Source organism: Bacteroides sp. D55t1_190419_B8, assembly GCF_015558905.1.
GTDB classification, from domain to species: Bacteria; Bacteroidota; Bacteroidia; order Bacteroidales; family Bacteroidaceae; genus Bacteroides; species Bacteroides vicugnae.
This window is the reverse complement of the sequence record NZ_JADMOU010000004.1, coordinates 262,116-283,940: the sequence shown is the minus strand read 5'-3', so window position 1 is coordinate 283,940 and position 21,825 is coordinate 262,116. Positions and strand designations below refer to the sequence as shown.

The 21,825-nt window shown below is 40.5% G+C and carries 13 protein-coding genes; 1 reads left to right on the top strand and 12 read right to left on the bottom strand.

Going from position 1 to position 21,825, the window contains the following annotated elements; genetic code table 11:
• Positions 1-2: 2 nt before the first annotated feature.
• The 7 genes from I2I13_RS06025 to I2I13_RS05995 form a co-directional block, all read right to left on the bottom strand.
• The gene (locus I2I13_RS06025; RefSeq protein WP_195649085.1) at positions 3-1,532 is read right to left on the bottom strand and encodes a BACON domain-containing protein; all 1,530 of its coding nucleotides are present in this window, start codon (positions 1,530-1,532) and stop codon (positions 3-5) included.
• A 13-nt stretch (positions 1,533-1,545) separates the two neighbouring features.
• Entirely contained in the window at positions 1,546-1,962 is a 417-nt protein-coding gene (locus tag I2I13_RS06020) for a BACON domain-containing protein (RefSeq protein ID WP_148366252.1), read from the bottom strand.
• A gap of 50 nt (positions 1,963-2,012) precedes the next feature.
• A complete protein-coding gene (locus I2I13_RS06015; RefSeq protein ID WP_229128569.1) occupies positions 2,013-3,542 on the bottom strand; it encodes a SusD/RagB family nutrient-binding outer membrane lipoprotein in 1,530 nt (509 codons plus the stop codon).
• Positions 3,543-3,554: 12 nt separating this feature from the next.
• Positions 3,555-7,028, bottom strand: coding sequence for a SusC/RagA family TonB-linked outer membrane protein (locus I2I13_RS06010; RefSeq protein WP_167511818.1), 3,474 nt, complete (start codon positions 7,026-7,028; stop codon positions 3,555-3,557).
• A 263-nt stretch (positions 7,029-7,291) separates the two neighbouring features.
• Positions 7,292-8,311 carry a FecR family protein gene (locus tag I2I13_RS06005; protein WP_148366246.1) on the bottom strand — a complete coding sequence of 340 codons (1,020 nt, stop codon included), beginning with the start codon at positions 8,309-8,311 and terminating at the stop codon, positions 7,292-7,294.
• 73 nt (positions 8,312-8,384) lie between these two features.
• Positions 8,385-8,978 carry an RNA polymerase sigma-70 factor gene (locus I2I13_RS06000; RefSeq protein WP_148366244.1) on the bottom strand — a complete coding sequence of 198 codons (594 nt, stop codon included), beginning with the start codon at positions 8,976-8,978 and terminating at the stop codon, positions 8,385-8,387.
• Between the two features lie 71 nt (positions 8,979-9,049).
• Entirely contained in the window at positions 9,050-9,529 is a 480-nt protein-coding gene (locus tag I2I13_RS05995; protein WP_195649084.1) for a DUF456 domain-containing protein, read from the bottom strand.
• A 134-nt stretch (positions 9,530-9,663) separates the two neighbouring features.
• Here I2I13_RS05995 and I2I13_RS05990 point away from each other — a divergent pair, with 134 nt between their 5' ends.
• Entirely contained in the window at positions 9,664-10,101 is a 438-nt protein-coding gene (locus I2I13_RS05990; protein ID WP_148366241.1) for a DUF6078 family protein, read from the top strand.
• 170 nt (positions 10,102-10,271) lie between these two features.
• Here I2I13_RS05990 and I2I13_RS05985 read toward each other — a convergent pair whose 3' ends face one another.
• From I2I13_RS05985 to I2I13_RS05965, 5 genes are all read right to left on the bottom strand, one after another.
• A complete protein-coding gene (locus I2I13_RS05985; protein WP_195649083.1) occupies positions 10,272-12,467 on the bottom strand; it encodes a GH92 family glycosyl hydrolase in 2,196 nt (731 codons plus the stop codon).
• Positions 12,468-12,484: 17 nt separating this feature from the next.
• Positions 12,485-14,746: an alginate lyase family protein gene (locus tag I2I13_RS05980; protein ID WP_229128572.1), complete on the bottom strand. Its 2,262-nt coding sequence runs from the start codon at positions 14,744-14,746 to the stop codon at positions 12,485-12,487.
• A 124-nt stretch (positions 14,747-14,870) separates the two neighbouring features.
• Positions 14,871-16,586 (bottom strand): DUF4979 domain-containing protein, encoded by a 1,716-nt coding sequence (locus tag I2I13_RS05975; protein ID WP_008999154.1) that lies wholly within the window; start codon positions 16,584-16,586, stop codon positions 14,871-14,873.
• 30 nt (positions 16,587-16,616) lie between these two features.
• The gene (locus I2I13_RS05970) at positions 16,617-18,440 is read right to left on the bottom strand and encodes a RagB/SusD family nutrient uptake outer membrane protein (protein WP_148366237.1); all 1,824 of its coding nucleotides are present in this window, start codon (positions 18,438-18,440) and stop codon (positions 16,617-16,619) included.
• Between the two features lie 10 nt (positions 18,441-18,450).
• Positions 18,451-21,777: a TonB-dependent receptor gene (locus I2I13_RS05965; RefSeq protein WP_195649082.1), complete on the bottom strand. Its 3,327-nt coding sequence runs from the start codon at positions 21,775-21,777 to the stop codon at positions 18,451-18,453.
• Between the last annotated feature and the right edge of the window lie 48 nt (positions 21,778-21,825).

Here is a 21,825-nt window from a genome sequence, read left to right as displayed (position 1 = left end):
ATTTATTCCTTTACTGCTTTTTCTACTTTCAGATGATCGAAGAAAACACGGTTTCTCCCTCCCGGCGAAGCGACCCCATATTTAATCCGGATGCGTGTATCCGATGTGGCTCCATAAACCGGTATCTCAATCCTCCTCCAACTATTCCAGCTATCCACTTTTATTTTCACTTCCTTGTCTACCTTATTACTTAATGTTCCTGCATCAAGCACCTCCATGATTATATCGTCAGAATCCTGATTACCACCTGCTCCCATATATACTGAAACATCAAAAGATACCATGACATTTACAGCCTTACCGACACCAATACCTGCCCTTTTGGGAATATCCGGATAAGAAGAAATATAACTATTCAGTCTCGGAGAAATAATATCTCCACCGGAAGTAGTACTTCCCAACTGAACATATCCCAAAGATATGTAAGTGAAGTATCCGGACGATACGCTCCACCCCGAAGCATTCCATATCGGTTTACAGGCTGCAGAAAGCTTATCCCAGCGTGGACCGGTAGGCGGATATTGACCGATAGCCGTTCCACCCACATAATCACCCCCACCGAACTCTTCTGTAATCCAGTCAAACCGATCTTCAAAATAAACGAAACCTGCAGGCTTATCATCATCAACCAACGCATCGAAATCAATCTCTATTCCTTCATTTCCAACTCCTTCCACAAGCTGAATATCATCAATACGATAAGTGCCACCTGCTGAATTGGAGAATCTGAAATACATATAAGATGTCTGGCTCAGCAAATGGAACTTCACTTGTGCCATCGACCACTCCGCGGTTTCGGCCTGTTGATATGGTAATTGAATCCAGTTTTCATCATCATTACTTATTTCTAAAATCAGACCATTCTCTTCCCCCAGAACACCAAAAGACAAAATAAAGCTGGTATTGGATTTTGTCCCCACAGGCCCGAAACTAAATTCACTATCCTCTGAATCAAGAAGTACATTATTAGCACCCGAAGCCGTTTCATATCCAACTGAAGGAGATTCACTGTCAATATAAGCCTGTTCACCGGAGAAACTGGTGCCTAAAATCCCGACTCCGACAACATTCCACTGCTCATAAGCCTTCACCGGAGCTTTTTCCACAACCGGTTCCAATCCAAAATCACTGGAAAAGAAACGGATAACCTCATCCCCTCCCGACTGGTTAACCTGAATCGTTTTCTTCGTTCCGTCGAGTGTTTCTAATGTTAATTCTGCAGAACGAGGTTCTCCTTCATTTTTAAGAGCGGTAATCACCACCTTGGTCGTTCCGGTTCCTCCCATAGGTGACACCTCTATCCAATCGACATTTTCATCCTTCGTTATCTCCCAATAAACATTGGAAGTAACCTCAACCCCTGCTTCATCTCCATTTTTTCCGAATCCTAATTTATTTATCTCTATTTCCGGTTGACTTAGTGATATTTCCGATACTACCTGTTCTTCTTTCTCCGAACATGACAGCATACAGAACACAATAAAAAATAGGACGAAATATGTCAGTCTTTTACTTGTAAGATTTGCTTTCATATATTCTTTATATTTAATGTTGAATGACAGGAATTGTCCAATACACCTCTCCACCATAAATTATGTTGAGTGAAGAAGTCCTCTCCTCCGATGTTGAATTAGAATAAACCTTCACATAGAAACGCCCATCCTCATTACCTTCTCCGGGCCAGACTTCAATCCAGTCAACATCCGATTCCGCTTCCGTCCGAACCTCCCATTCCGGCAAGTTAGAATAGAGAAAGAAAGATTTGATGTCACCCGATTTTGAGTTATCCCACACATAATCACGTTCAATCAATACATCCTTCTTTTCTCCTGTCAATACATCAGTTTCTGTAACCCCCATTCTTATATAATACTGTTCATCGCTATCGTTGTTGCAGGAAAACATACACACCATCACTACAGCGATAAGAACTGAGTGAAAACAGAGTTTTATCTTTCTCACACTTTTAAAATTGCTTTGTTTCATATTATCTCGTTCAAAGTGAATAACTTTTATAATTCAGAAGCTTGCTTGCTCCACCATACAGGTGTCAACATATTATCCCCTCCGCGATAAAGAGTTCGTAAACGGTCGACAGCCGCTTTATAATTATCAGGATTCGTTTCTGCCGTATTTGTCGGATATTCGAACCGGGTGGGCAATGTGTAATTGTTACTTCCGGTAGCAGAACCAATTCTTAACTTAGGATAACCCGTACGACGATATTCATGCCATGCTTCATATCCGGTCCAGAAAAGAGCAATATATTTCTGAGTCAGAATTTGTTGTAATGTTCCATTATAAGTAACTCCATTCTGGAGAAAGAAAGATATCACTTCATCCGTTACAGGAGTCTTGTCAGGATCAATACTTTGCCAGTAACGAATAGAAGCGGTAATGGCATCTTCATAGTTTTTTTGAGCAACATCATCTCCCCCGGGAATGATTCCCACTTTCGCCGCTTCAGCTTTAATAAACAACACCTCATCATATTTCATCAAAGAGTAAGGAGAGGCGTACAGTCCCAATACGTTCTTGTTCAACATGGATATACCTTTATTATCAGTATCCTGAAAAGACTCTCCACTAGGTTGTCCTTTCCAATCGTAGCCTTTCACTTTGACATAATAGAACGGCAAACGCGGATCATTGGTAGTATTCATCAATGAGACCATATTTTCAGTCATATTGTGTCCTGACCCCGTAAACTCCGTCTCATTCTTATCCCCAAAAGGATTCAGAAAAGGGGCACTTCCGCTAAAGAAAATCGTCGCATTATCCTCATTACCGGAAAATACCGGATAAGTTTCCGGGTCATTCAATATCTCCCTGATTTTTTCAAAAACATTCATTTCCTTATCACGATTACTCAGACGCATCAATAAACGAAGATACAGAGAATTGGTAAACTTCTTCCATTTCAACATATCACCACCATACAACAAGTCTTTATCCGTTTTCTTTAGTGGTGTAGAAGTATCATACAACTGGTTTGCCTCTTCCAACCATAAATAAAACTGGCTGTACGCATCCTGTTGTGTGTCAAATACAGGTTTATAATTCTGCTCTCCTCTGCCCTTAAACGCCTCACGACACGGAATATCTCCGAATACATCAGCGGCATTGGACATATAAAACACCTTCATGGTAAGAGCAATAGCCTCACAATTACGATATTCCGCATTATCCGTTTCTTCTCTTTTCATTTTAGCCACCTCATACATATGTGTCGCATTTGCCGCCCAGATAAAACAACCGTTCCACACACTTGCCATAGATGCATTACTGATTACATACCGATGTACCGCATTATTCGTAGCCCCTCCCACCGTGTACTGCATCAATTCATTTGTCAACATCCACGAGTTATTCAACATGGTTGTAGCTCCCGAGTAAATCACATTCGGCAACAGGCTTGAAGGAGATACAGTCCACATTTCAGGCTGATTGGGGTTAGTATTATAATCATCAAAATTGGTCGTACACGAGCTGACAGAAAATAATGTTGCCAGACAACCTATAAAACAAACGATATACTTCATATTCTTCAGAGTTTAAAAAGCTAATTTCAAATTAACACCATAAGAACGAGTCATAGGATACCCTCCTGTTTCAACTCCTCTGTAAAGCGAGGAACCTGAGAAAGAAGCAACTTCCGGATCATATTGAGGCCATTGAGTGATACAAAAAAGATTCGTAGCAAACACACCCAATGAAAGCCCCTGAAGCCTTAATGCGGAACACATTTTGGGAGTGAACTTATAATCCAGCCGACATTCTTTCATTTTCAGGAAAGAAGTACTGAATGTATTTTCCTCCACATTATTGCGATTCCATTTAACCAGATTATAGTAATCTACAATATCCGTAGTAATCTTCTCATTCTTGGTATATGTCCCGTCCGCCGCCCGGTTCACACCCGGATGTATCAAGCCGTCATAACGTCCTTCCAAGGAATTCTTCAGTTTCCCCATATAAGAAAGTCCGAAATTCGTGACAGAATAAGCATGCCCGCCCATCTGGGCGCTAAAAGACATATATAAAGTAAAATTCTTATAAGACAGAGTTTGAGTCATTCCGGCCTTCCAATCCGGATAGATGCTACCCAAATCTCTCAATTCCGTCCCTAATACCGGATTTCCTGTTGCCGCATCGACAACCACCTGTCCGGAGCAATCGACCTTATTTCCATTCTCATCCCGGTAAAACGCACCTTCCGGAGCCCGCTCATATCCGGTTCCATAAATCCGTCCCAGTTCTTTTCCCGGATAGGCATAGATAAAGACTCTCTGTCCAATTGTGTTCTTTGTATTCAACTGCCACAGATTCACTCCCGGCGCAAGTTCAACCAGTTTGTTCCAGTTTTTCGACCAGTTCAGAGTCATATTCCATTTCCAGTCCCTTGTCCGGACAGGTTTAATATTTGCTGAAATCTCAATACCTTTATTATTGACTTTACCCGCATTAATAATCCGTGAAGACGCACCGGTAGCATAATCGGCCGGAACATTGATGATTTGATCAGTTGTATTGGTATTATAGAAAGTAAAATCAAGTCCCAACCGATTTTTAAACATACGAGCTTCCAATCCAAACTCCCAGCTTTCTACATTTTCGGGCTTTAGATTGTAATTCTGAACCTTATTGGAAAGCAGATAAGAACCAACAAAATCACTATTGTTATATACCTGTTCCAATTCATAAGGATCCGTGTCGTTACCCACATTTGCCCATGACCCACGTATTTTCAACATATCAATCCATGAAGCACGCTGATGCAGGTTAAAAACTTCATCAAGCAGGACACTCACATTAACCGACGGATAAAAATAAGAATTATTTCCCGGAGCCAATGTACTTGACCAGTCATTGCGTCCGGTCAATTCCAAATAAAGCATATTTCTCCAACCAATATTAGCAAAGCCATAGAAACTGTTGATACCTTTACGACGACGCGTAGGATTCACCAACAAGTTGCCATCGCTATTCCGCAGCATATAGATACCCGGTTCCAATAAACGTGAAGCTGTAATAATTACATTACGATAATTTGAATACATACTATTCCCACCCAAAGAAGCATTTATATCAAAGTCTCCGAACCTGTCTTTATAAGACAACAAGAAATCATTGTTCATTTCAAGGTTATATACAGTCTGCTCCTTATACATGCCTGACATATATCCATTCGAATAAAAAGGTTTGCGTTGTGTACGGAAATCATTACTCATATCCATACCACTTCTCAACGCTAAATTCAATTTATTCTTTATCAAAGAGATATCCAGACTGACATTACCATATACACGGTCACGTGCCAAAGTATTCAGCTGTTCGTAAACTTGCAGATAAGGGTTATCAGCCGTGGCATTAATCAGCAGATTCGTTTTCAACCCTTCTTCATACACTTTATTGATACGTCCTGATTTATATTCATTATAATAATCATTTACACTGACGCTGGTGGGCGACCATATCAAAGTATATAAAGGCGAAGCTGTACTATATCCTGACATCGGAAGATTATCGCTATTTTTGCGATAGTATGTAACCTTTCCTGACAATTTCAAAAACCGGTTCAGTTTCTGACTCACAGACAGATTTATGTTTTGTGAATCAAAGCCGGTATTAGGCACAATCCAAGAATTACGCTGATCGGTTATAGACAGGCGGACAGAGCCCCCCTTCCCATTATTTCCGTCAATAGTCACACTGTTGCGGAAAGTCATCCCCGTTTCAAAAAAGCCCTTGTACCAATCCTGTTCAACAAACGGAAGTTTGGTATATTCATCCGTTTCCCAGTTTCTGGATGCATAGAGATACTTCAGCGACCCGTCATACCTTGGTCCGAACGAGTAGCGTGAATAGTTTCTTGGTGTATCCCCCACTGTCCAAAAAGAGAACTCGGCAGGCTTCACTTCAGTTGAGCCAACTGTTTGACGGCGATAATCGCCCGAACCATATTCATGTTGGAAATCAGGCCAGAAACTTGCTTGTTCAAAAACAGCCGAAGAACTGAACGTAACCCCAAGTCCTTTTGTGATACGTCCGGATTTGGTAGTGATAACTACTGCACCGTTGGCAGCGCGCGAACCGTACATAGCGGTTGCCGCAGGGCCTTTCAAAACCGAAATGGATTCAATATCATCCGGATTAAAGTCACTGGCACTGTTACCATAGTCAATCGGTGCATCTGTATTTGAATATCCACCGCCATCATTACTTGCCGACATATCACTGCTGACCGGTACGCCATCTATGACGAACAAAGCCGTATTACGATCATGAGACAAAGAGCCTTCTCCACGTAATGTAACCCGTATGGATGCACCGGGAGCAGCAGAAGACTGGTCAAAATTCAATCCCGCGACTTTTCCAGACAGCCCTCCCAGCCAGTTGGCAGAAACAGTCTGTGTAAAATCGTCATTATCCAACTTAGAGATAGAATAACCTAATGCCTTCTCTTCACGTTTAATGCCAAGAGCAGTGACTACGACCTCGTTCAGTTTGACCCCGTAAGACATTGTAAAATCCAATTGCCGTTGCTCCCCATTCTTCAGTCCTTTCACTGTGACAGACTTTTTCTCATATCCGATAAAAGAAGCGTCTATGACATGTGTCCCCTCCGGCACATTCGACAAGAAATAATTACCGTCAATATCCGTTATGACACCTATTTTAGTACCATGTACCACTATATTCACTCCCGGAAGCGGTTCGCCATTAGAATCTTTTACATTTCCACGTATGCTGCCGGACGTTTTTTTCCTAGCAGGCTTATACACAGATATTCTCTTATTCTGTATCTCATACTTGATATCTTTTCCTTTAAACAGCAATTCCAGAATCTCTCCCACTGTTTTATTCTTAGCCTCGATAGAAACTACCTCATTGACATTTACATCATTATTACGTATCAAAATAGAATAATTCGTTTTCGATTCTATTTCATTGAATACTTTACTCAACAATACATTTTTCTGCTGAATCGAGATACGTATTTCTCCCTGTTGAAAGGGAGAAGCCACAACGGATAAGTTTATCAGAGTACTGAAACAGGCAAGAAAAAAAACGGTACGAATAGATATAAAACTTGTATTAGAATGATAAAATAGATAAATCATTCTATTATATAGAAATTTTGTCATACATTTGTAACATCTTAAAAGATTATTTTTAGAAAAATAATTTCACGATCGATCGGAGAGCATAGGGCAAATATGTTCTCCGATTTCTTTTACTATCTTGAGTCTATATCATAAGCATTACTATTATTTAAGGGTTAAACAATTCATTTTCTTTTATCCTGTACCACAATCATATTACCTTTACGTGTCCACGTATATTTCTTATCTACATCTATATATTCCAAGACGTCTTCAATCGACAGTTTAACATCAATGCTTCCCGAGAATATTTCTTTCTGAGCTTGTTCGCTTTCTATGTTAATCTTCACATTATATCTCCGTTCAATATCTTTCATGAGACTGACAAAGGAAGTATTAACAAAGTTCAATCGTCCGGTAGTCCACAATGTCATTCTTTTGGCATCGGTTACATCTTTCCGCATTTGCTGCCGCTCCTTATTGTAAATCAGACATTCGTCAGGAGATAAAACCACATTTTTCTTTTCATCCGAATTCATAGAGACATTGACTTTCCCTTCCACCAAGTCAACTTCCACTTCCGGATCCTCATGATAAGAGCGTATGTTAAACACTGTTCCCAGCACTTTTACCTTGAGTTCATTGGTATGGACGATAAACGGTCTTTCCGGATTCTTCTCCACCTCGAAATATCCTTCTCCCGTTAAATAAACATCTCTCGTCTTCTGTTTCAGGAAAGAGGGGCTATACTTTAATGTAGAACCGGAATTAAGACAAACGACTGTTCCATCCGGAAGATATACTTTGGTTTGTGAGCCCAAGGGAACTTCCATCATACATAATTGTTTTGACTGCCCTGCAATTTGAATACCATTATAAATATAGTAAACAGTCACAGACATTGTTATAACCAACAATACAACTGCTGCTATGCGATATCCCCACTGACGTAGAGAAAAAGTTGAATGCTTGCGATTGGGATGCATAGACAATTTTGACACGAGTTCAGCATAGTTCGTTTTTTTCTCGTTCTCAAATCGTGGGACAAAAGATTTGGCACGGACTTTTGCCATTTCTTCATATTTCTGCCGATATATCCGGTCGGACTTCATCAAAGTACACAACCTCCGACTATCCTCTTCCGACAGATTACCAGCGAAATAATCAACCAGCAATTCTTCAAATTCCTTCAACTGATTTTCCATATATTATCTTTGCCTTTTGTATATAATACACATCTGGAATACGATGCATTTAGACAAAAACAATTTTTTTTCATTATTTCTTCAAAAGGAACAAAAGCAGAATCACAATAGCCGACCCTAATTGCATTTTCATTTTATCCATTGCATTCTTGATTTGAACGCGAACTGTATTTACCGAAATACCCAATTCATCCGCTATTTCCTGAGGAGAAATACCCGAATAAAGATACTTTTCAAAAATAATGCGACATTTTTCCGGCAGAGACTTCACTATATTTTCAACTTGCTGTTTCAACTCGTTAACTTCCAACTCCTGCAAAGGACTGTAATCCTCTATGCAAAATTCCTCCTGCATACGAAGCAGTTCTTCACGATATTCATCAATAATACGTTCACGGGTACGCAAAGAGCGGATATAATTCAAACAGCCATTTTTCACACTACACAACAAATAAGAATGTATGGGATATGTCAATCCGCCCCTGCGATACCATATATGCACAAAGACATCATTAACTACCTCTTTTGCTTCATCAGGATCAAACAAATAGGTAGTGGCATAGACACACAAATATGTAAAGTAGCTATCATATAAAATGGAAAAAGCAGATTCTTTCCCTTTATTTATATCTAAAATAATTTGTTGATTGACTTGTGAGAATTCCATAATATCTTATTTCATCGGTGCCAAAGATACATTATATATTTAAAATACAAGTCTCATTTTTCATAAAAAAACTATCGGACAAGTCCCACAATAAACTGATAACAGAAATAACCGCAAACCACAAACTTCAGCAAAGTTCCCAATATGAATCCGATTAATGAGCCGAATCCGGATTTAAGTGCCTGGGAGAATTCCTTATTTCCCAGTAGCTCACCAATCACAGCCCCGAGGAAAGGTCCGAGAATAATGCCCCAAGGCAAAAAAAGAAGTCCGACCATCGTTCCGATGATACATCCCCAGTTCCCCCATTTACTACCACCACTATACTTGCTGCCCAGCATCGGCGTAAAATAATCCAAGACCTGCAAAACAGCTACAATCAATAACCATACGATTAATTGCGTCGCAGTATATTCTACTTTATCCGTGAAATGAAGAATGACTAATCCCAAATAAGCAATCGGAGGGCCGGGAAGAAACGGAAGGATACAACCTGCTAACCCAGCTATCATACAAAAGGCACTAATCACAATCAAAATAAGGTCCAGCATAGATCTATACATTTTAATATCTGCACAAAAATACAGTAACTTTCAGTAAATACAAGCTAACATCAAGAATTATTTCCCCACTACTTGCACAGCCCCAGATAAATTCGTTCCTTTGTGAAACTGTAATTATCATCATGCGTAACCCACAAAAGAAAAACAAACCGGTCCCCGATTCATTCGCCCGCTGCCTCAACGAAAAATGTAAGCAAGCTAATTCCTGCCTCCGTCGTCTTGCCCTGTTACAAACCACACCCGAGACTCACTACTTCAGCATCGTCAATCTTGCTAGTGTTTCGCAGGATGCTGCAAAATGCCCCTTCTTCGTCAGTTCCCGAAAATTACGGATGGCATGGGGAATGAAACATCTGCTTGATAACGTACCATATAAAACTGCTTATAGCCTTCGCTACAACTTGCTTGCCTATTACGGAAAATCGCATTATTATTGTTGCTTCCGGGGCGAGCGCTACATTACTCCCACCGAACAGGCATATATCCGCAATTTGTTCCTGCAATATGGAATAAAGGAAGAGCCCGTTTATGATGACTACACCGAAGAGTACAGTTGGTAATCACCAAGGACAAGAGAAGTTCCCCGTAAGACAACAGTTGTTCCCCCATAGGGGAAACTATGGTTTGCCTACGGGGAAACAACTGTTGTCTTACGGGGAAACAAGTATTACATTATGGGAAACTTCCCAAAAGGTATAATCTTAATTACCAATCATGTAACCATTCAATATTAATTAGTCATCACAAATACCAATTCCCCTCCTTTCATAATATCCGAATGATATATTCTGAAATTCTCAACAGGTTTGCCATTCAGCGTTACCGACTGCACATACTTATTCTCATCCGATAAGCCCTTTGTCTGTACCGTGAATGTTTTATTATCCGGTAATGAAATGGTGACTTCTTCTATCTGCGGTGCTCCCAATATATACTCTCCTCCAATCGGATTCACCGGATAAAATCCCATTGCAGAGAAGATATACCATGCAGACATTTGACCGCAATCGTCATTTCCGCACAATCCATCCGGTTTGGACAGATAGAAACGGTCAAAAATCTCACGAATGAGTTGCTGTGTTTTATGAGGTTGTCCCACATAGTTATATAAATAAGCCACATGATGGCTTGGCTCATTGCCGTGTGCATACTGTCCGATAAGCCCCGTTACATCTTGGGTGAATCCTGTATTCTCTTTAGATGATTCCAAGAAAAATAAAGAGTCCAGTTTATTGGCAAACTCCTCCTTACCTCCGAGTAGTTCGATTAGCCCTTCCACGTCATGTTGTACGTGCCAGGTATATTGCCAGGCATTCCCCTCCGTATAATCTCCTCCGGAAGTGGCAGCATGGGACAATAACAAGGTGTTAAAAGGAGTACGCCAGTTCCCTTTTGAATATTTCCCTCTCATCATGGTTGTTGAAGGGTCCAGCAAATTCTTATAATAGGAAGAGCGTTTGAAGAAATAATCATAATCTTCATCATTCCCCATCGCTTTAGCCATTTGAGCCACACAATAATCATCATATCCCGATTCCAGTGTCCGGGAAACAGATTCTTTCGGGATAAGGTCGAAAGGATAATATCCGTATTGATCATAAATCTCCCAGTCGGAATGCTGATGACTAACGGTTGAAGTACCACGAATAGCAGCATAGGCCTCTTTCGGTTCAAATCCGCGGAAACCTTTCAGATAGGCATCCACTATGACAGGAATGGCATGATTCCCTATCATACAATAACTCTCCTTTCCCCACAAAGTCCATATCGGCAGATATCCTTGTATTTTATAATGGTCAAGCATACTCTGGATCATACCATCCACCTTTTCCGGACATAGAATCGTATATAAGGGGTGAGCTGCCCTGTAAGTGTCCCACAAAGACAAAGTAGAATAATAACTACCCGTCTTCGAAGTATATATACTATCATTGGCTCCACGATAACGACCGTCTATATCAGCAATGTTGTTAGGTTGGATAAACAGATGATAGAGCGATGTATAAAAGTTGGTTTTCTGTGCATCACTTCCCGTAACTTTCACCCTAGAGAATAGTTGATTCCATTGGTTATGTGCCTCCGTACGGATTCCCTCAAAATTCCATGCCGGATTTTCTTTTTCCAAAGCTGCAATGGCACCCTCTACTCCTACCGTTGAAAGTGCTATTTTCACTTGCAAGGTATCCCCTTTCGCCAGATTGAAATCCAACAGAAGACGTTTCCCTTTCTCCGGATCAACAGAAGATAAGGTATCCTTTACCGTATATGGTTTATCAAAAGAAATCACATAATAATAGGAACGTTTCACCCAGTTCTCTACCATCTGATGTCCGGTGATGGTATGGTTATCCGGCAGATCCATATCAGCATACAATACATGTTTTTTAAGCCATTCCCGATCCCATACGACTCCACTCTGCAAGTCTATCAGCAATCCGGATGGTGCATCCGAATGATAAACGTAACGATGAAAAGCTGTCCGTTGGGTAGAAGTCAGTTCGACATCCACATCAAAATCTGTCAGGTGAACGGCATAATATCCGGGAGAAGCCTTTTCTGACCTTTTATCAAACTTACCTTTATAGACATTATTTTCGATCTTCCCACTGAAAGGTAGTAAGAGGATATCACCCAAATCAGGACATCCCGTTCCGCTTAAATGAGTCTGGGCAAAGCCGATGATAGAATCATCCGCAAAATTATATCCGCTGCAATACTTCCAGGCATCATTTCCCGTTTCCGGGCTCGCCTGAATCATACCGAAAGGAACACATGCTCCCGGAAAAGTATGTCCGTTATCCGCATTGCCTATAAACGGATTCACATATACCGAATAATCGGTATTTACTTTGGGTTGTGTAGTACAACTCAACACTAATAGTCCTCCAACTATATTTAATAATAGGATGGGGATCTTTATTGTCATCTTCATTTGTTTATTGTTCATTTTTCATTCATTTGTGTCCTGAAAAGTAATGTTCCATATCCGGGACCATCACACCATTTAGAGCCCCCCTCAATCGAGATTTTAGACATTACACGCCGGGTATAGGGCATATCCAACCCCTTGCGGGTGACATAGTGGTTGTATACAATCTCAAATATCGGGCGAAAAGCTCCTCGTTCTTTCTCCGAAATCACTTGCCAATCGCAATAACGTCTTGATATATCCGTCCAGACTTTGAAAGGAACCGATTCTCCCAGATTATACTTTACCGTATATTCGTAGCCGGTCAGCAAACGGTTGTCAAGTGCGGCATACATCTTTTCATCACCTTGATTATAGCCTGTTTCGCAAACTTCAGACAGATTACCCAATCCGAACATCACATGGTCCTGATCGCGTCCACTCTCCTGGCACTGCCCGCTTTCACTGATATAATTTTTAATTGTACCATTATCGTGACCATTATAGTAGAAGTCAACAGCCTGATTATACAAAGATTCATCATCCAAGAAAATGCCAAAAGCCATATATGCTTTCGTTGCAGCGGCTCCCCAGTTTCCGTTTGTATAAGGCTTGGCTTTAAAAAAGGTATCCAGAACCGGAATAAATACCGTACGCAACATGTGCTCCCAGCTTGCAATATCTTTCTTTTCAACCTTGTCATACGTATGCTTGATAAGTTCGGCTGCATTGGCTAACATACTTCCTTGTAAAGAAGCACACAGGGGATCATCATTATCATTGGGGCCAATCAGTCTTAATACAGCGCTATACGCATTCAATATTTCGATTGATTTGCGGGCATGGGCTTCCTTTCCTGTAATCGTCCACATCAGAGCATTCAAATAAGCTGCTTTATGGTCATCTTCGCTCGGTCTTTTTGTATAGCTGTTCACTCCCAAGCGGGCTATAACCTCAAAAGGTCCCTGAAGCTGATAATCGGATGAAGCACAAGGATCGGCCTGCAACAATAAATAAGACTGATAAGCCGGATTTATCTTCTGGTCTACATAATGTCTGATTCGCTCCAGGCTCTCCCGGGTATGTAGAATACCCGGATGGATAAATTTATTCTCTTGTGACAGAGCTTGTTTTGCTTCTATTTTCTTCCACCTCATAAGTGCTTCTATATAGTAATAATCGGCATAAATGATAGAAGCATCTATTTCTTCCCCGGCAGGATAATGCCCGGTAGAATGTAATAGAAAGGAAGAGTTCTTCTTTCTACTCTGATAGTGCTCTGAAGATAAGCTATGAAGCATTTCTTTTGCTAATGCATAATATCGTTCGGATCGTTCCGGATCGTCTTCCAATGTTGACAGTTCCAATAAGGCGGACGCTGTTACCGCAGCAGCCGAAGCATCTTTGGGTATTGCCGGAATATCAGGTGCATCAAAATCCCAGAATGGAATCAGGTCGGCCGGCAAACGACTGATATAAAGATCGGCCACCTTTTCTGCAAATCGCAAGAAATCCTTATCACGGGTTTCACGATACACCATCGTATAGCCATAAATAGCCCATGCCTGTCCGCGTGCCCACATGGAACGGTCACTATATCCCTGGTGAGTGATTCCTTTTATAAGCTTGCCGGATATGGTATCATAAACGGCCACATGATAGCAAGAGCCGTCTTGACGAAAGTGATTTTCTTTAGTTACACGAGCATGTGACAATGCCATATCATAATACTTTTTACCTCCTCCATTTTTTGACGCCCAGAATAATAATTCCAGATTCATCATATTGTCTATGATTGTATTGTGCGGCCAACCATTTTCCGCAACTTTCCACGGCCATGACAGAATAGTCCCAACCCTGGAATTATACAGTTGGGACAGTTCTTCCGCACTTTTGAGAATAACGTCCTTATAATATTTATCCTTTGTCAGACGGTAGGCATTGCCATAACTACAGAATATCTGGAATCCCAGATCATGACTGGTAACTTTATGGGATAAAGGTTCTAACAGTCTGGTGAAATAAACGGCTTTTTCTTTTATCTCCGGTTCCCGGCTATATTCGTAATCATACCATAAAACTCCCGGAAAAAAACCACTCGTCCAATCATCGACACTCACCATATTCCAATGCAACTTATAAGCATCCATGGATCTCGGAATTTTAGAGGAAGTTCCAATTGCTTGCAATGTTTTATGTATCTGCTTATTACAGTAGGTCAGTTCTGTCTCTTGTGCATTGACTGCACACAGAATACACAGACTAGCCCACAAAGAGAATATTCTTTTCTTTATCAGGTTCATATCTATTTACCTATTATTTAAATGGATGTGTATATGACCATGCAATTATAATCAGCCCTGTCAAAAAGGGCTGACCATAATTACATTGTCTTCTTTCTACCTTAAAAACGGAAGGAGATTAATTCTCTTCCAGATAACTGTTCAGTTCATCAACATTTCTAAATGCTTTCATCCATTTGATAGTATAAGGTGATACTCCATCCGGATAAACAAGATCGGCAATCTTCAAGGTAATAGTTATATTGAATGATTTATCTGTGGGCAGATATACATTCTTATCATCTTTAAAGAAGTTTCCTTCGCTAAAATTCCAATAGTAGACCGTTCCATAGTCTTTTTCAATACTTGATGCTGTATTCTGTCCCCATTGGTTGCCTACACTATTTTTATAATATCCATATTCGGAAGAGTCGAACGTAAACGCACGGGTAGCCGGCAGTCCTTTTATCACAACTGCAAGAATTGGATAATTACCGATATGCAATGCCAGTTGTCCTCGCTTCACATCACCTCTATACTTTCCGTTGCCTTGCAAAGAAGGTGTTACAATGTAATCATCGCCTTCGGCTTTGCCAGTCGCATTATTAGTCACAACCTTCCAATCTGTACCCTTACCGTCAACAGCTCCTTCACTTGGCGGCATTCCACTTTCCGAACGGAACAGTAGCGTTCCATATCCCGGATGGTCACACCATTGTGCCTCCCCTTCCGGAGAAATTCTGGATATCACCTGCTGGGTATACGGCATCTTCAAGCCTTTACGAGTCACATAATGATTGTAGGCTATCTCAAACACGGGACGGAAGCTACCTCTGTCTGCCGTAGAGATGACCGTCCAGTTTGAATATCGTCCGGTAACATCCTGCCAGGTGACAAAAGGAACATCATTATATCCGAGATTATATTTAGCTGTATATTCATAACCCGTCAACAATCTATTTTCCGAGGCGCTATAGAGCGTTTCGTTTTTCTGATTATAAGCAATTTCACACGCTTCCGCCAAATGTCCCAATCCTAACATCGTATGATTCTGGTCACGTCCGCTCTCCTGACACTGTCCGGTTTCACTGATATAGTTTGTCAAACTACCATTGTCATTACCATTATAGAAAAAGTCAACAGCTTCATTATATAAACTTTCATCATCCAAGAAAACACCGAATCCCATAAAAGCTTTGATAGCAGCAGTACCCCAGTTGCCATTCGTATAAGCCGGTTTGGCAAAAAACTCCCTCAAAACCGGAATAAATACATTACGGAACATCTTCTCCCAAGCATCAATATCCGTTTGAGATACAGGTTCATAGGTATATCGAATCAGTTCGGCTGCATTTACTAAAAGAAATCCTTGCAAAGAAGCGCATAAAGGGTCGTCATTGGCATCAGGACCTATCTCACGCAATGTCCCGGCGTAGGCATTCAATATCTCTATCGTTTTCTTTGCATGTGCTTCGTTCCCTGTCAGGCACCACATAACCGCATTCAAATAGGCTGCCTTATGATCTTCTTCACTAGGCGTTTTAGTACTTGCATTAATTCCATCACGTGCAATGACAGTGAAAGGACCTTGTATTGCATAGCTGGAAGAAGCCAAACGGTTTGATTCAAGTTTCCTATAGCAGTCTATAGCCGGAGAAACATTGCCCATCACAAAGTTTTTCATCCGGTTCAAGCTACTTGTCGTATGCAGGATTCCCGGGTGGACAAAGTCCATAGAAGGGCCCGTTTCCGTATAATTCGGATTCGGATTAGCCGGTGGAGGCGTATTATCTTCCTGACATGAAACAAAAGCAAACAATAAAAATAGTATCGGTAAAATATATCTTAGTTTCATATAAGTTTCGTTTTAAAATTCAACATTCGGTTACCAACCGGGATTATTTCCCAATTCACTTCCATTGGATAAAGAATTTAACCATTGCAAAGGAATAGGGCGCAGAATAAATTTATTCTTAAAAGACTCTTCTGTCAGAGTAGTCTTGATTGTACCACCATGAATATTAGATACATCCCAGTTATATTTCAACACACGTTCTGCCAATTTACGAGTACGCTGCAAATCATTCCAACGTGATCCTTCGCCTAATAATTCCTTCGCCCTCTCATCAAGTATATCATCTAATGTTACAGTCCCGCTATAGCCTGTAAGACCTGCAACCGGAGCATTCTTGGCCGCACGTGAAGCAACATAATTAATATATTTGATCGCATTGTCATTATCATTATTCATAACTGCCGCTTCTGCTGCTATCAGACAGGTTTCTGCCAGACGGAACAGATAAATATCACGTGTGCCGGACCCCGATTCATCCTCTTTAAACTCTGTATTTCCATCTTTGAATTTCCAAATAGGAAGGAAAGTACGAGATGTTGAATTTGTCGTCTGATAAGCATACTTATAATAATCGTCATCGGACATATCGCTCGCGTCGCCAGCCGGGAAATTAAAGACCTTGTATCTTACCTTATCTTTATCTGAAGCAGACCATACCTTATATTCCGGATCGGTAGGAACCGGGAAGTAGATAATCTTATCACCTTTTGCAAAAACTCCATCCACAGGAGTAGTACACTGAAACCAGTTTTTGCCAGCGTCTTTTCCATCCACAGAAGTATTCTTATCTCCATTCAGCGGACTCATATAAGTGACTGATGGGCGTCTGTCTTTCTGCCAGTCATACATGAGATAAGCATATTTAGTAGGAATTGCTTTTACATGCGCACTGGCATTACCATAATAGCTATCTTTCCCTAATCCTAACCAACCGCCGATAGAATATGGCATCATAAACCACTGATTCCAGATATTCGTATTATAGTTCGCCGCATCAGCAAAACCAATCGCAAAAACAATCTCGTCATTCATTTCGTTCGACTGACGATGTACCATAGCATAATCGTCCAATAATTTGTGTCCTGAATTAAGATAGACATCTTCCGCATCTTTAAAAGCATTCTCAAAATCTTTAGCATCTGCATAATCTTCATATCCACGTGTCAGATAAGCTAATGCCCGGATATGTTTGGCTGCAGCTTTAGACATACGGCCATAGCTGGAACCCGTCTGCCGATAAGGAAGCACTGCGATTGCTGCCTCCAGATCTTCAAATATTTGCTTATAAAAAGCGGCACCATCCGCATACTCAACGGTATAAGAAGGTTCTTTCGCTTCATGTATTTCCAACGGGGCCTTTCCCCAGTTTCTAATAATCTCTAATAAGTACCATGCCCGCAATGCCTTAGCCTCCGCTACTCGTTGCGCGAGAGTGTTCGGTTCCATGCCATCCGGATCATCTGTCCGTAGAATCACATTCTCCGAACGGTCGATAGCAGCATTCACATTCTTCAAAGCATTATAATAAGAGCTCCACATGGAATAAACCGTACCATTACTCGACTGATAAGTAGTGGTGTACTGGTTCATCGGAGTAATTTCCGTCGGATAATTCTGTGTAAACACATCTGTCCCCTGTTGAGTGAAAATCTGAAAGTTCGTATTATTATAAATATTCTTCAAGTTTGAATAACACCCTACAATCAAACTTTCATATCCACTTTTAGTCTGATAATATTTATCCGCTGATTGACTGGAATAATTCACTTCATCCAAAAAATCAGAACAAGAACTCATCCCTATACTTATAGTTAATGATAAAAGGACATATTTCAAATATTTTTTGTTTTTCATAAATCTGTTTTTAAAATGAAACATTAACACCTAATAGCGTATTCTTAGTCATACCATCCGTATCTCCGATATTTGTTATATCCGGCTGTTCCGGATCGAGTCCCCTGAATTTCGTCAGGATGAGAGGATTCTGTACTGTCACATAGATACGGGCATTGCTTAACCCCCATTTTGACAGTAGTTTCTTATTCAGCGAATATCCCAATGTGACATAGGATACTTTCAGGAAATCGGTCTTTTCATAAGCAATATTACCTCTGGAACCCATTTGTGAAGGTCGCCCCATTGTATTGGAAGGGTTCTCCGGTGTCCAGTAGTTTGTCCGCAAATTATTAAAGTTCTGACTGTTCCATTCCAATGCAAAGTTTTCAAAGAAACGGTCGTATTGAGTAGCGCCTAACTGGAAATACATGTGGAAAGATAAATCAAAATCACGGTATTTAAACATATTCGTCATACCTCCCGTCCAATCCGGAGTTCGTTTACCATCTATGATATAATCGTCATCAGTAAGTTTTCCGTCATTATTATAGTCTTTAATCTTGAAATTACCCGGTACACACCCATATTTCGCAGCTTCCTCTTCTTCTCCCAACTGCCACACACCAATCGTATTCTGATTCCAGTTAGTATCTACAGGCTTACCGATAAATCTTTTATCCGAATAACGGCCTCTCATTCCTTTCAGATTCACAGAATAGTTACTCAAATCTTCTTCATCGGCAAGACTTACAATCTCATTTTTATTGTAAGCTAAATTAATGGTCGTATTCCATGTAAAGTTCTTCGATGCAATATTTACCGTATTTAGCTGTAATTCAAATCCGCTGTTTCTCACTGAACCCACATTGGAAACTACCGATGAGTAACCTAAATGAACCGGAATATTACGCCCCATCAATAAATCATTCGTTGTCCGGTTATAATATTCAATATTACCGGAAATACGCTGACCTAAAAAGCCGAAGTCAAATCCAACATTATATTCAGAAGTACGCTCCCATGTCAATAAGGGATTAGCTATATTAGCGGGAAGATTACCTACAGAAGTAGAAGTACCGAAAGGATAATAAACAGAACCCGAAATGTTCCCTTCAGAAGCGTAAGGGGAAACAGAATTGGCATTACCTGCCTGTCCATAACTCAAACGCAGTTTTAGATTAGACAGCCACTTCGAATCTTTGACAAAGCTTTCTTCTGTAATTCTCCATGCAACAGCCACTGAAGGAAACAGCGCCCATTTATGACCGTCAGCCAACCTAGATGAACCATCATAACGCAAACTAGCCGTCAACAAATATCTGTCTAAAAGCCCGTAGTTGACTCTACCGACGTAAGACATCATAGTCCACTGATTGAAATTAGAACTTAATCCTGTAATTTCTCCTCCATTCAAATTATACCACAACGAATTATATGACAGGTCTTTTGTCGCCCCATATAATCTGTCATACTGATATTTCTGTGCAGAAAAAACTCCGGTAGCAGTAATGGAATGTATCGCCTTCTTCCAAGTATAATTTATAATGTTATCCCAGATCCAACTCAACGAATTATCCTTTGTAGCATTAGCAATTGCTCCTTTGGCCGTACCTTGCTGCGCTTTAGTCCATACTCCGATATAATCGCCCATAGATGTCTGCGTGAAATACGGAGAAAAGGAAGAAGTCAACTCTAAATTTTCAATAGGAGTTATTTTCAGATAGATGTTACTTTGAAGATTTAAACTTTTCACTTGCGAACGCTGATTCTTTGAAGTAATCAGAGGATTGAAAAGATTATTACTCGAATACTTCCAGATTTCTTCACCTGTCACCAAACTGTTCGGATGTTGTGTAGGACGCATACGGAATACATCCCGCAATAAGTCCCAGTTACCTTTTTCACGAATACTGTGAGTAGCATACATACTTCCACCAAAAGACACATGTTTGTTGATAGTTATATCTACCACTGAACGCAAATTATAACGCGTATATTCTTGTGGCTGAATCATACCATCTTCATAATAGTATCCACCGGAGAAACCATATTTTACAGCTTCCGTACCTCCTACTGCCGACAGGCTATGGTTGGTTATAAAAGCAGGATCGGAAATAGCATCCAACCAATCATAATAGTTACCATCTTTTACCGCCTGAAGTTCGGAGGGATCTGTAAATATCTGCTCGTCTCTTTTATAAACATAATTGGGAGCCCCGCCACGAGTTGCTTCTCTGGCAAGCTGTACATATTCATCTCCGGACATCATATCCGGCAGGTTAGTATACGTTCTAAACCCCACATAGCCATTATACGAAATCTTGGGTTTACCGGTCTGGCCTCTCTTAGTTGTAACAATGATAACTCCATTGGCACCACTGGATCCATAAATAGCTGTTGCAGACGCATCTTTCAACACATCTATCTTTTCAATATCATCCGGATTCACAAAGTCCAGATTTCCACCCGGCACTCCGTCAATGACAATCAACGGAGAGGAAGAAGCTGTTATAGAATTAATACCACGGATTTTGATATCATACCCTCCACCCGGTTTGTTATTGGAACGTACAATCGTCACTCCGGAAAGTTCGCCCTGCAAAGCACCGGCAGAGTTTGTATTGCCTCCCCTTACCAGATTTGCATTGGACACGGAAGCTACAGAACCTGTCAAATCAGATTTCTTCACAGCTCCATATCCCACAACCACCACTTCACTCAAGGCTTTTGCATTCTCCCGCAACACAATATTCAGTGACTTCTGATCTGTCACCTTAATTTCCTGTGTCATATATCCCAAATAGGAAATTTCAATTACATCTCCGGGAGTTACATTCAAGGAAAAAGCTCCATTTATATCTGTAATGACTCCTTTCTTCGTCTTGGGTATCACAATATTTGCCCCCACAACTGGGAAATCCGTTTCATCTTTTACTATACCCGTCACTGTTCTCTCCGACGGCTTGGCTGAAGCACTTCCACCCACAGCAGTCTTTTCAACCTTTTGCGTCAGAATGATATGACGACCTTTAATGGTATATGATAAATTGGCTTTAGCGGTAATTACTTCAAGTACATCTTTTAATGTGCTGTTTCTTTTATCGATTGTTATTTTTTGTTTCCTATTGATTTCATCTGAATTGTAAAAGAACAGATAATCCGTCTGTTTCTCAACCATTCTTATTACATTCTCCAGATTTTCATTCTTTACCGATATGGATACTTTTTTATCCTGCGCATAAATATTGCTTGTTGTGAGCTGCAAAATAAATAACAACAAAACGGTAAAAGTTATTTTTATGTTTTTTATGCTTCTTTTTGGGGGATACCCGTAAGTCATAGACTGTTTATTCATACATTTGTAAGTTTTAAGATTAAACACTATTCCATTCAAGAGGAAGTT

Excerpts from the sequence above, each read along its gene's own strand:
- I2I13_RS06025 (WP_195649085.1), bottom strand. The coding sequence starts at position 1,532 with ATGAAAGCAAATCTTACAAGTAAAAGACTGACATATTTCGTCCTATTT.
- I2I13_RS05995 (WP_195649084.1), bottom strand. The coding sequence starts at position 9,529 with ATGCTGGACCTTATTTTGATTGTGATTAGTGCCTTTTGTATGATAGCT.
- I2I13_RS05990 (WP_148366241.1), top strand. The coding sequence starts at position 9,664 with ATGCGTAACCCACAAAAGAAAAACAAACCGGTCCCCGATTCATTCGCC.
- I2I13_RS06005 (WP_148366246.1), bottom strand. The coding sequence starts at position 8,311 with ATGGAAAATCAGTTGAAGGAATTTGAAGAATTGCTGGTTGATTATTTC.
- I2I13_RS05985 (WP_195649083.1), bottom strand. The coding sequence starts at position 12,467 with ATGACAATAAAGATCCCCATCCTATTATTAAATATAGTTGGAGGACTA.
- I2I13_RS05965 (WP_195649082.1), bottom strand. The coding sequence starts at position 21,777 with ATGAATAAACAGTCTATGACTTACGGGTATCCCCCAAAAAGAAGCATA.
- I2I13_RS05970 (WP_148366237.1), bottom strand. The coding sequence starts at position 18,440 with ATGAAAAACAAAAAATATTTGAAATATGTCCTTTTATCATTAACTATA.
- I2I13_RS06000 (WP_148366244.1), bottom strand. The coding sequence starts at position 8,978 with ATGGAATTCTCACAAGTCAATCAACAAATTATTTTAGATATAAATAAA.
- I2I13_RS06015 (WP_229128569.1), bottom strand. The coding sequence starts at position 3,542 with ATGAAGTATATCGTTTGTTTTATAGGTTGTCTGGCAACATTATTTTCT.
- I2I13_RS05975 (WP_008999154.1), bottom strand. The coding sequence starts at position 16,586 with ATGAAACTAAGATATATTTTACCGATACTATTTTTATTGTTTGCTTTT.